The organism is Maribacter sp. MAR_2009_72 (assembly GCF_007827235.1).
GTDB lineage: Bacteria > Bacteroidota > Bacteroidia > Flavobacteriales > Flavobacteriaceae > Maribacter > Maribacter sedimenticola.
Window position 1 is genome coordinate 351,432 of record NZ_VISB01000001.1, and the last position, 12,009, is coordinate 363,440.

The 12,009-nt window shown below is 39.3% G+C and carries 9 protein-coding genes; all 9 read right to left on the reverse strand.

The genetic code is table 11. The annotated features are described in order from the left end of the window. Positions 1 to 30: 30 nt before the first annotated feature. The 9 genes from JM81_RS01320 to JM81_RS01355 all read right to left on the reverse strand — a co-directional run bounded on the left by JM81_RS01320 (position 31) and on the right by JM81_RS01355 (position 11,999). Complete coding sequence (locus JM81_RS01320; RefSeq protein WP_144800384.1) at positions 31 to 819, reverse strand: DUF6090 family protein; 789 nt, start codon at positions 817 to 819, stop codon at positions 31 to 33. Positions 820 to 1,066: 247 nt separating this feature from the next. After that, a complete protein-coding gene (locus JM81_RS01325) occupies positions 1,067 to 2,698 on the reverse strand; it encodes a sulfatase (protein WP_144800385.1) in 1,632 nt (543 codons plus the stop codon). Between the two features lie 39 nt (positions 2,699 to 2,737). Continuing rightward, the gene (bglX, locus tag JM81_RS01330) at positions 2,738 to 5,008 is read right to left on the reverse strand and encodes a beta-glucosidase BglX (RefSeq protein ID WP_144800386.1); all 2,271 of its coding nucleotides are present in this window, start codon (positions 5,006 to 5,008) and stop codon (positions 2,738 to 2,740) included. 22 nt (positions 5,009 to 5,030) lie between these two features. Beyond that, positions 5,031 to 5,825, reverse strand: a complete 795-nt coding sequence (locus JM81_RS01335; RefSeq protein WP_144800387.1) for a prolyl oligopeptidase family serine peptidase — start codon at positions 5,823 to 5,825, stop codon at positions 5,031 to 5,033. Then, positions 5,815 to 7,245 (reverse strand): glucoamylase family protein, encoded by a 1,431-nt coding sequence (locus JM81_RS01340; protein WP_261374928.1) that lies wholly within the window; start codon positions 7,243 to 7,245, stop codon positions 5,815 to 5,817. Before JM81_RS01340 ends, JM81_RS01335 begins: the two co-directional genes overlap by 11 nt. Then, entirely contained in the window at positions 7,242 to 8,600 is a 1,359-nt protein-coding gene (locus JM81_RS01345; RefSeq protein ID WP_144800388.1) for a glucoamylase family protein, read from the reverse strand. Before JM81_RS01345 ends, JM81_RS01340 begins: the two co-directional genes overlap by 4 nt. A gap of 40 nt (positions 8,601 to 8,640) precedes the next feature. Then, positions 8,641 to 9,372 carry a LamG domain-containing protein gene (locus JM81_RS18550; protein ID WP_261374929.1) on the reverse strand — a complete coding sequence of 244 codons (732 nt, stop codon included), beginning with the start codon at positions 9,370 to 9,372 and terminating at the stop codon, positions 8,641 to 8,643. A 6-nt stretch (positions 9,373 to 9,378) separates the two neighbouring features. Beyond that, positions 9,379 to 10,440 (reverse strand): LamG-like jellyroll fold domain-containing protein, encoded by a 1,062-nt coding sequence (locus tag JM81_RS18555; protein WP_261374930.1) that lies wholly within the window; start codon positions 10,438 to 10,440, stop codon positions 9,379 to 9,381. Between the two features lie 11 nt (positions 10,441 to 10,451). Beyond that, positions 10,452 to 11,999, reverse strand: a complete 1,548-nt coding sequence (locus tag JM81_RS01355; protein WP_144800389.1) for a RagB/SusD family nutrient uptake outer membrane protein — start codon at positions 11,997 to 11,999, stop codon at positions 10,452 to 10,454. Between the last annotated feature and the right edge of the window lie 10 nt (positions 12,000 to 12,009).

The following is a 12,009-nucleotide window of genomic DNA, read 5'->3' on the forward strand; positions in this document are numbered from 1 at the left end:
AAACTTTGTTTGATTTTAGTCCAGTTTTCTTTAGTCCATAATTTCGCTTTCCAACATATTTAAAGTGGTGAGCATCTTATTCTTAAGTGTTTCCCCTTCTAAGTTACACACTTGGGAAAATGTAAAAATAAAGGTTGCCAACCCTTCAATCCTATGATCATTTAAAATGGAAGGTACGTCTATAGCTTTTGGACTATTACCCAAGGTTAAAATTTTTGTATTCTGTCCTTGGTCCAAAAAGCCCATTCTTAATTCTTGTGCTTTCCAAAATACATGATTGGCGTTTCTCATTATACCAACTTCTTTCATAAACGGAATGATTTCGGAAATATAATTTTCATGTTGTATCTGTTCAGATTCACTATAGGCTTTAAAATCCGATGTCCAATGGGAGAGTAGTTGTTTTAAACTATCATTTCGAATCAATTTAATGTTTTCCAGATTCATTAAATCATTTTCTATGGGGTCAAAAGTGGGATCCATAAAAAAGGTGGCAAATATTTTTGAAAGGGAATCTTGACTTATGGAAATATTATTTGATATGATATCCAAAATTGTAAGGCTTTCTGAAATCAACTTTCTTCTCATTTCAATCTTGTTTTCCAACTGTTGAAGGTTTGATCTGTAGTCCGCTCTAATTTGTTTTAAAATTACCTGTTCTTGTTCAATAATATTGTGCTCTTCATTTTTATTGTTAATGGCTAACGCTATTAAAATACCAATGACCACCAATACTATTTCTCCAATAGCATAAATGATATACTTGCTGAATTTACTTTCTTCAAGTAATCGTTGTCTAAATTTTCTTAAAATTTTCATGTTTGGTATTTATACTACTTTGGAACGAATGAAAAAGAGGTAGCACATGATAAACTTTTTGATTCTCCCCATATACATAATCTGTACTATTTTATGCTATTTTCTATTGATTAGGAAAGCTAAATCTTATAAAACATGACGTTCCATATATGCAAGACCATTAAATATAGCACATTTAATTACAGGTTGAAGAATATGATTCAACTGTTTTCATAACAGTACTTTAGAAGATGTAGTGCTGGAGCAATTATTCAAAAGCCGGAGTGCCCCTTAATCGTTTAAATTGCTCGTAGGCTTTGTCCACTTTTTCTTTAGGAGCTTTTTTAAATTCAGTTTCGGTAACCTTGTAATGTGTTTGTACACTATCCAGTTTAATATGCATTCGATGTAAGACCTGGGCATAATCGGTATTCATGATCAAATTAATTTTTTCATTTGGGTCTTTTTCAAGGTCGTATAACTCCCAAGTATCTATATCATCATAAAAATGTATTAGTTTATAACGTTTGGTTCGTATACCGTAATGCTTCTTTACCATGTGAAATGCGGGATAATCATAATAATGATAATATACTACATCTCTGTAATCATCTTCGTTAAGTGTTCCATTCAATAATCCGAAAAAAGATTCTCCTTGCATCTCTTTACTTAAATAGGAAAACCCGGTAAGTTCTAAAAATGTAGGTGCAAAATCTAAGTTTTGAACCATGGCATTGATTTTGGTACCAGGCTTAATGGTACCAGGTAACTGTATTAGTAGTGGAGTTTTAAAAGATTCTTCATACATAAAACGCTTATCGAACCAACCATTTTCACCTATCCAAAAACCTTGATCGGAAGTGTAGACCACTAGCGTGTTTTTGTCAATACCGCTTTCTTCCAAGTAATCAAGAATTTTGCCGACACCCTCATCTACTGCTGCAATAGTTGCCATATAATCTTGAAGGTAACGTTGACCTTTCCAAATGGCCAAATCTTTACCAGTTAAGTGAGCTTTATGAAAGTCGTTGTTTTTATTTAAGTAAGCGGCGTCCCAAGCGTCACGTTGTTTTGGGGTCATTCTATCAAAGTCCGTGGTCCATGGATTATTCAGGAGTTGTGTGCTCCCAAAAGATTTGGTCATTTTTAAATCATGGCCTTCGTACATGTCATTATATATGGTCTGTAGTTGCTCTTTAGAAGCCCATTGTTTATTAAAATCAGGAAAATAACTATCGGGTAATGGAAATTGTATAGTATCGTAAAGGTTTGCATGTCGCAGTGCGGGCATCCAATTTCTATGCGGGGCCTTATGCTGTACCATTAAGAAAAAGGGAAGTGAATCTGTTCGGTCTTGTTGCAGCCATTGTAAGGCATCATTGGTAATAATATCGGTAGCATAGCCTTCTATACGGGTTGTATCTCCATTTTCAATAAAATCAGGATTATAATAGTTTCCTTGGTCTACAATAATATTCCAATGATCGAATCCTTCTGGATAACCATGTAAATGCCACTTACCAAATACTGCGGTGTTATAACCAGATTGCTGTAGCATTTTAGGTAAAGTGGGCTGACTACCATTAAAGTGATCTCCGTTTTGTCTAAACCCGTTTATATGGCTATGTTTTCCGGTGAGGATAACTGCTCTACTAGGACCACAAATGGAGTTGGTAACAAAACTGTTTTGGAATATGGCTCCATTCTCGGCAATCCTATCAATATTAGGAGTATTTGCCAATTTGCTGATGGGGTGACCATAAGCACTTATTGCTTGAATGGCATGATCATCTGCCATGATAAATACGATATTGGGTTTTTGTGCAGTCTTTTTGCTCGTATTTTTGGAATTACAAGCAATGGTCAATAACCCAATAAGCGTTAGTATACCTAGTCGCATAGTCGAATTCAATTTTATACTAAATATTGGATAAAAGATTTATTCCAGTTCAAATTCAGTAGACATCTCAGCATTGGAATTTCCACCTACGAAAACAATAAACTTCCCTGGTTCAGCTACAAATTTTAATTCACTGTTATAGAATTTTAAATCATTTGCAGAAAGGGAGATAGTCACTCTTTGGCTTTCCCCTTTTTTCAGGAATATTTTTTTAAAACCCTTAAGCTGTCTTTTTGGAGGTGTTATACTACGGACCTCATCTTTTAAGTAGAGTTGAACTACTTCTTCACCATCATAATTGCCAGTGTTTTTTACGGTAAACGAGATATTTACAGCTTCATCTTGTGCTATTTTTTTCTTGTCAACAGCTATTGCACTATATTCAAATGTGGTATAACTCAGCCCATAACCAAAAGGGAAAAGGGGAGATAGTTCACTATCCAGATAATTGGATTTGAACTTTTCAAATGTATGGGTAGGTGCTGGTCTTCCTGTATTTTTCATACTGTGGTATATGGGAATTTGCCCCACGTTTCTAGGCCAACTTGCCGTTAATTTACCTGACGGGTTATAATCTCCAAAAAGCACATCTGCAATAGCGTTACCGGCTTCAACACCAGGGTTCCAAACTTGCAGAATACTTCCCGGTAAGTTAAATTCTTCTGCTATGGTCAGTGGTCTTCCACTAAAAAGTACCAGTACCACAGGTTTGCCGGTATCTGCCAAGGCATTGATTAATTTTTTTTGACTCTTAGGTATTGATATTTCGGTTCTACTAGCTGCTTCCCCAGCAAACTCTGAAGCTTCCCCGACCACGGCAACGATGACGTCTGCATTTTTAGTGTTTTGCAGAGCTTCTGCAATCATGGCATCTGGCGATCGTTTATCAATATCTACGCGTAGCCCAAAAACATTGGCACGCTTGGCGAGCTCCGTATCATTAGTGATATTTGCGCCTTTGGCGTAACTTATTTTGGCTTTTGGAGCTACATTTTTTAAACCTTCCAACACAGGAATTGATAATTGAGGGTCTCCCGTAGGTGCCCATGTACCCAGCATATTGTTTTTATCATTTGCCAAAGGACCAACCAATGCAATTTTGGCATCCTTTTGTAATGGAAGAACTTTGTTCTCGTTTTTAAGAAGTACAAAGGATTGTGTGGCAATTTTTCTGGCAGCTGCTCTATTTTCTGCGGTCAGGATATCCTTTTTAGGTCTTGAAGTGTCCGAGTATTTATAAGGGTCATCAAACAGTCCCAATTGATGCTTTGCGGTTAAAATCCTTCTACAGGCAATGGTAATAGCCTCTTCGGTTACCTTGCCTTCTTGTACAGATTTTTTGAGTGTGGTCAAAAAACCTTCGCCTACCATATCCATATCTAGTCCCGCATTCAGTGATTGAGCTGAAACAGCTTGCAGGTCTCCCAATCCGTGAGCCATCATTTCATTTACAGAAGTATAATCTGAAACAACAAAACCTTTAAAGCCCCATTGCTTTCTTAATAGGTCCGTAATCAACCATTTGTTCCCCGTTGCAGGTATACCGTCAATATCATTAAAAGATGTCATGGCGCTACCTACGCCGGCCTCAACAGCTGCTTTGTACGGTGGAAGGTACTGGTTGTACATTTTCACCTTACTCATATCAACCGAATTATAATCACGACCAGCTTCAACGGCACCGTACAATGCCAAATGCTTAACCGTGGCCATCATGGTAAATTCATTTTTTAAATCTTTACCTTGGTAACCTTTCATCATTGCCTTTGCAATAGCTGAGCCTAAATATGGGTCTTCACCGGAACCTTCAGAAATTCTTCCCCATCTTGCATCGCGGGATATATCTACCATTGGTGAAAAATTCCAGTTAATACCATCTGCGGTAGCTTCTTTTGCAGCCATTTTTGCGGCACTTTCAATTAGCTCCATATTCCAACTAGAAGCCACACCCAATGGAATAGGGTAGGTGGTCTTGTAACCGTGAATAATATCGGAACCTATTAATAAAGGAATTTTTAATCTCGAATTTTTAATGGCTATTTCTTGAGCCTGCCTAACTTTCTCCGGTCCTGACACACCGAACAAACCACCTACTTGACCGGCTTTTATTTTTGCTTCAACATTTTCACTTACAACAGACCCTGTAGCAATACCGCCACCAGGTGTCAATAGATTTAGCTGTCCTATCTTTTCATCTAAAGTCATTTTGCTCAATAAGGCTTCAATTTCAGGTATGGTTTCTTGCGCAGACATTTTAGAAATGGCAAAAGACAATAGGAGTAATGGTAGTAATTTATAGGTTTGAGTCATACATATCGGGTTTAGTGACCTTTTATTCTTTGTTCAAAGTGTTAGAGAAAAGCCATGGTAATAAATCTGGTTCTGCAAAAGCAGGGTCCCAACTATTATGGTTGGCAAAGTCATATAAGGTAAGCCGGGGGAACGCTCCCTCATGTAGTAAAGCACTAACCATTTCCATTGTTTGTAAAGGGGCAACAACGTTATCATGAGCACCATGAAATGCCCATACAGGAATTTTCTTCGCGTAATTTGTTGCGTAAGTTGGGTCGCCCGCTCCACATATTGCAATTGCGGCAGCAAAACGGTCTGGTTGTCTTGCTAAAAGTTCATAGGTGCCCATACCGCCCATTGAAAGCCCCATGACATAAGTTTTGTTTTTATCAACAAAGTCTTCCTTTTCATAATTTTCCAATAATTGCAGCACAAGGTCCATTGCCTTGGTTGGTCCTTTTTTAAATTGAAAGTCCAATTGAACAGGGTAGTTGCTACGATCTACGTTTACCTGAGCCCAATAATCATCTGTAGGGCATTGTGGCATAATTACAAATGCAGGAAATTTGGTTCTATTGTTTTGATCAAGAAATAAAGCACTACCATGTGTTAATTGTTTTTGGTTGTCATTGCCTCTTTCACCTGCACCATGTAAAAATAAGATCAACGGATAAGTATTTTCCGTATCAAAATTTTCTGGGTATAGCATTCGATATGGCAACGTATCACTTTTTACGATCAATTCTTTCTTTTCAAATAAGCTGGTATCTTGTGCAAAAGCTGTATAGCTGCACACAAGAATTATGGCGAGAAGAAGCAAGTGTTTATTTTTCATACGTAAAACCTAGTTTGTTAAGACCGTTTTGAATGTCTTCATTCTGCATAAAAAGATTCCAAAGTAAGCCTGTTCTATAATTTTCTATCATTATGATTTCAGGTCCTTGGTCAATTGCCAAATAGGCTTCCGCAACCCAAAAGTTGTTTTGCGGACTAAAAGCATCATAAAATCCTGCCGGACCTAATAATTTATCTTTATGCTGATAAAAATAGCGTAGCGCTTTTAGAGATTCTTCCGGAGTGTAAGGAATGGAACTGATTGCTGCTGTAGGAGATATTATGCCTGTGTCATTACTTGGACTATGTGCGTTATACCCTAAGGAACCATCTGTATTTCTGGTATAACTGGCTGATAATCCCCAGCAATTTTGGCCATAATCGATGAAATTTTTAGGATTTTCTACGCAGTACAGATAATTGATTTTAGCATGGTTGATGGCCGCGGCACCATAATCAACGAATTCGTCGTTCAAGTTTTGTGGCCGCAGCCCTAAATAAGAGTAATGCGAAAAAAATAATGGTCCGCCGTTAGGGGAATTTCCTGCGTGATCCACCACTAATGAAATGTTATATGCACTGGCAGCATCATTAATAGCTCCGTTTGATGCCCAACCATTGGTATATACCTCTTTTTCAATGGAATATTCTAGTGACGCGGCAGCCATTATATAAGCAATCATTACTTCATTATACCCTTTAAGTTCTAAGTTGATGTTAAAACCAAAATTAGGACTCCAGTGCCAGTAAAGGCTATTTTTATCTTGCGTGTACCAGTTCCACTCAACCCCTTTCCAAAGGGTGTCAGCTTTATTCGCTAAAGACTTTTCGGTATCGTCACCATCTTTAAAATATTCCTTAATACAGATCAAGCCCTGCGCCAAAAATGCGGTTTCTACAAGGTCGCCACCATTGTCCATTTCACTAAAAGGTCGAACGGTACCATTGGTGCCGTCTAACCAGTGTGGCCATGCACCGTGAAAACGATCAGCACTTTCCAAGAAACTTAAGATTTGATCAATACGTTCTACAGATTCGTTTCTGCTTATAAAACCTCTTTCTACTCCTACAATCAAAGCCATTAAACCAAAACCTGTACCACCAATACTTACGGTGTTAGGGTCGTTTGATAGTTCGTTAGGATGAAAACGTTCACGCGCCGCACCAGAGTTTACCTCGGCATAATCCCAAAAGTATTTGAAGGTTTCTCGTTGGGTAAGGTCTAAAAGTTCCTCATCTGTAATTTCGGGTACTTCAGGGTCTGGTTGTGTAGGTATTTCCGGCAGCTTAGATTGCCCAGTTGGGGCATCGGGTTCCGATGTTGAACAGGCCACTATGGACATCGTCAGTACTCCAAAAAATACAACAAGTATCTTTTGGAAGTTATTCTTATTGCATCTATGTAGGTTAGTTACCTTCATTTTGGAGATACAACTGAAAACCCAAGTTTGTCCAATCCGTTACGAACATCGTTATTGGTCATAAAAAGCATCCAGAACAGTCCGCTTCTATGATTTTCGATCATCACCGGAATAGGTCCTTGATCAATGGCCAAATATCTGGGCAACACCCAATTTTCTTCTAAGCTAAACGCATCATATGGGCCGTATTTACCAATCAGCGTGTCGTGTTTCGTATACAGGTTTCTTAAAAATGCCATGCTCTCTTTTGGGGCATAGGGCATGGAAGAAAGAGCTGCAGTTGGCGAAATAACGCTGATATCCCTATCTGGTCTATGACCTGCGTAACCTTTCATGGAGTAACTTGATGTGAGGCCCCATAAGTCTTCTCCGTACCCTTTATAATTCTTAGGGTTATCTACCGCATATTTGTACTGTATCATGGTATGGTTACTGTTCAATTCCCAGTAATCTGCATATTGATCTTTTAAGCCTTTAGGGTTTAGACCTGTAAAAGAATAGTGTGCCCAGAACATTGGGCCTACCGGAGAGGCATCATGCTCGTAATGGTCTAAAATAGTGGATAGACCATAAAAAGTGGTATCTTTTGTTATAGCCCCATTTCTAGCCCAACCTTTGTCATAAACTTCTTTTTTTATTGGATGGGTGGGAGATGCCGCTGCCAAAATGTACATGATCAACGCTTCATTATAACCACCCACGGGGAAATTCATATCCCATTCATATTCTGGCGACCAGTGCCAGTACAATACGTTTTCTCCTTTGGTATACCAATCCCATTCCACATCTTCCCATAATTGCTGTATTCGTTGGGCTAATTTTTGCTCTCGTTCATTACCGTTTTTGAAATATTCCTTTACAGTCAACAAACCTTCTATAAGAAATGCTGTCTCTACAAGGTCTCCACCATTATCTTTTTTGCTGAAAGGTGTCGTTTTGCCATCTGGGGTCAACCAGTGTGGCCATGCACCATGAAAACGATCGGCTTTATCAAGGAAATTTACCGCTTTTTCAAGTCGTTCCAGACCCATTTCACGCGTTATGAATTCTCTTTCTATACCTACTAAAATGGCCATAACACCAAATCCTGATCCACCAATGGTTATAATATCCTTGTCATGTGACGGGTATATATTATCTAAATGAATTCTTTCCCTTGCCAGACCTGATGTGGGTTCTGCACCCTCCCAGAAATAATTGAACGTCTGTTTTTGTACGGAATCCAATAATTGTTCATCCGTAATCTCCGTAAGTTTTTTGGACTCCTCTTGCCCATTGTCCTTGGACTTTGAGGATTGACCGTTACAGCCCACTAACAAAGCTGCAACGGTCATTGAAATTAGAAATAACCTCATAAAAATCTACTACATTAACTTAATTAAACTACACTATTTATTAAAGACCTGCTTGTCTTATATCTTGAATTTCCTGTTGGGTCAATGCCTTGTTATATAATCTAAGCTCATCAATAAAACTTAGGTCGGCACCGTGTCCCCATTCCGTAAACCTTGGGGCTCCTGATCCAATGGAAAGGATATCGCACCCTGTCCAATCCACACCTGAAAAATTGCCTTGAGAAACAACCTCACCATCAAAATAGACCACACATTCGGTTCCAGAAATGGTAAAGGCCAAATGCACCCAGTCTGTGGTGGTAAGATCTAGTGCAGCGGCATCGCCACCATCAAACCATGAATCTGCTTCACCGTTACCAACGTTCAACTTAAATACTTGGCGTGTGGCATCGCCCTCTCTGAAAAACCTGAATCCGTTGGTACGTTTGTTCTGTACATCGGGATAAGCTGCGTTATCCACATCTTCTGGACCCATAACCAAAATTGCTCCACGGGTTGGGTCGGCATTTAGTTTGTACCAAAAAGTTGCACTAAATTCTTCTGTAGTAAGCGGTCCGGATTCATTTGTTGGAAACGTTAAATAAGAATCTGCTGCACCGGCATAGGCATTATCACCTTCTACGCTTTCACCGGCATAACCTGGTGTACCTACAACGGTAGCGTCAATGTCCCTAAAACGTTCGTTGTAATTGCCATCAAAAGGCATATAGAACATTTCACCATCAAAAGTAGGAGGGTAGGTTGATACAAATTCCCCAGAATCATCTGCCATTATTTGCTAAATTTCTTCTTGGGATATAGCCCTGTTGAAGATGCGTAGTTCATCCATTAAACTTTCGTCAGACCAGTGGTTCCATTGTGTAAAGTTAGGAGCGCCCGACATAATGGATAGCACGTTGACATCCGTCCAATCAATTCCATTAAAAGCACCCTCGCTAGCAATTTGACCGTCAATATATACTACAGCTTTAGCACCGGAAATAGTAAAAGCGAAGTTTACCCATTCTCCGGTAGAAGGGTCTACATCTGCAGCTTCACCACCGTCAAACCAAGTACCGGCATCACCAGAACCTACATTTAATTTAAAGCGTTGATTGCCATTAGTGTTTTCACGGAAAAAACGAAATCCTTTGGTAAGGTCGTTATTGGTACCATCCACTAAAGGTGGACTCATGGTCAATACACCTGCGCGATCGGGAGTACTGTTTATTTTCATCCAGAAGATAGCACTGAATTCTGCATTCTTGAAGCGTTCAGGGTCTAAGGTCAGATAGGTATCTGTTGCCCCTTGGTATGATCCGTCTCCGGCAATATTATCTTCACTAATAGAAGGACTTCCAAATTCCTGGGCTTCCTCAAAGCTGATCAGGTCAACGTAAGCGCCATCAAAGGGCATATATAAAATTTCTCCAGGATATTTAACGACATAGGCAGGTTCTTTTGTAAAATTGACCGTGTCATTTGTTGTTTTGCCTTCTAGGTCTGTTGCCGTTACGGTGAGCACATGATTACCGTCCGCCAGTTGGTCATAAACCAAATCATCTACCACAAGTCTCCTATAATCCAGAAAGTTTGAATAGGTCTTTAAAATAGTACCATCCAGGGCTACTTGTACCGAAGCCAATTCTATATCATCTTTTGCTTCAAATTTTATGGTAATCGTTGCCAGTTCTTCATTGACCTTTACCGCTAAACCTTCAGTAGGGGAGGTAATGGTAATGCTGGGAGCCGTTTCATCCGCGCCTGGGTCAACCTCGGTAAGTGAATCAATACCATCTTCACAGGCAACCAAAAGAAAGGCGGCCATCAAGAGGGTAATTACGTATTTAAAATGTTTCATGGTTGTTTTTTTTAGTTTGCTATTTCACCTAATATTGGAAACTCGTCTATCTGATCTTGATGATAGGTTACAAAGGCCTTATCTTCCGTAAAGGTTCTTCCATCGTAACTTAGCTCGTCATACCTACCCAATCTTACCATATCGAAAAAGCGTTTTCCCCATTCCATTGAAAGCTCTGCATATTTTTCATCTACGATATGATCTAGGGTAACACCACTTAATGGAGCCATATTGGCTCTTGCCCGTACTTGGTTAACCGCCTCATCTGCAGTCATTACTGAGTTATTGGCTCCTTGGACCAAAGCTTCTGCATACATTAACAATGTTTCCGAGTAACGGAAAACAATATTGTTCTTGTTACTGCCATAAGCCGTACGGCCCGGTATTAATTGATTGGTAGGTAAATAATGTTTACCACTGGAAAATATTGAACGAACCGTTGATGTGTTTTCATCACCATCCCTAGTTACGGGAGATACGAACGAAGGAAGGGTTTCTGCCGTATACGACGTTGTGGCGATCAAACTGTCAATACCCTTTTGGCTAAAGAAAACCGAAGTTTCCAGACGATCGGTCTCGCCTCTGTCCAACATAAATTCAATATATTTTAAGGTAGGTTCAAAGAATCCCCATCCGTTACTGGAACCATCAACTTCTGGGTTCCATGAGTTAGGACCATAAGGAGCGTACAAGTGACTTACACGTTCACCTTCACCGTTGCCGAAATCCGAATATTGAAATTCAAATAAATTTTCGTTGCTTAGTTTACCAGGAGTTTTGAACAACTCATAATAATCTGGGAACAAACTGAACTTGCCCGAAGCTATAATTTCACCTGTAGCATCTGCTACGGCTTGGTAATTTTCTAATTCTTGATTGGCTTCTGCCTTTAGCATTAAAGCGGTGTATTTGGTAACCCCACCAGGTAAATCCGTACGCTCATTTGGTCTGAGATCAAGTAAGAACGGAATTGCTTCGTCCATTTGGTCAGAGATATGTTGCATAACTTCATCCTTACTAGGTACCGATGTCACATCTGCAAAATCATTTAAATCTGAAGAAGTTGGAATAAATACCGAACCATATACTTGGGATAATTGAAAGAGTAACACGGCGCGCAATACTTTTGCCTCTGCAATATATTGGTTACCTAAGGCAATGCCTTCATCATCTGCAAACTCCATATATCGTTCTATCTGCTCCATACCGGTATGTGCACCTATGATATCACCATAATAAGTTTCCCATAGGGTTCTTGATCCAAAGAATGAATTATCGTACACATAACGGTCTTGGTTTTTTAACCCTTGTTGATCACCGGCGGCATTGACATCATCACCTCTAGTGGAAACAACCAAGGGTTGTTCCCAACCTCTATCAGCGACAGATTGGTATACCCCGATCAATGAAAATATCATATCATCGGTTTGGGAGAAGTCCGTTCCTCCTGCAAAATTATTGTTCAGTTCCGGTTGGTCCAGCTCATCTGAACAACCCATTAGTACAGTACCTAGAAAGGCTAAAAGCACTGTTAGTTTGTTAACTTTTATATATTTCATAGCTGTATGT

Excerpts from the sequence above, each read along its gene's own strand:
- JM81_RS01320 (WP_144800384.1), bottom strand. The coding sequence starts at position 819 with ATGAAAATTTTAAGAAAATTTAGACAACGATTACTTGAAGAAAGTAAA.
- JM81_RS01325 (WP_144800385.1), bottom strand. The coding sequence starts at position 2,698 with ATGCGACTAGGTATACTAACGCTTATTGGGTTATTGACCATTGCTTGT.
- bglX (WP_144800386.1), bottom strand. The coding sequence starts at position 5,008 with ATGACTCAAACCTATAAATTACTACCATTACTCCTATTGTCTTTTGCC.
- JM81_RS01335 (WP_144800387.1), bottom strand. The coding sequence starts at position 5,825 with ATGAAAAATAAACACTTGCTTCTTCTCGCCATAATTCTTGTGTGCAGC.
- JM81_RS01340 (WP_261374928.1), bottom strand. The coding sequence starts at position 7,245 with ATGAAGGTAACTAACCTACATAGATGCAATAAGAATAACTTCCAAAAG.
- JM81_RS01345 (WP_144800388.1), bottom strand. The coding sequence starts at position 8,600 with ATGAGGTTATTTCTAATTTCAATGACCGTTGCAGCTTTGTTAGTGGGC.
- JM81_RS18550 (WP_261374929.1), bottom strand. The coding sequence starts at position 9,372 with ATGGCAGATGATTCTGGGGAATTTGTATCAACCTACCCTCCTACTTTT.
- JM81_RS18555 (WP_261374930.1), bottom strand. The coding sequence starts at position 10,440 with ATGAAACATTTTAAATACGTAATTACCCTCTTGATGGCCGCCTTTCTT.
- JM81_RS01355 (WP_144800389.1), bottom strand. The coding sequence starts at position 11,999 with ATGAAATATATAAAAGTTAACAAACTAACAGTGCTTTTAGCCTTTCTA.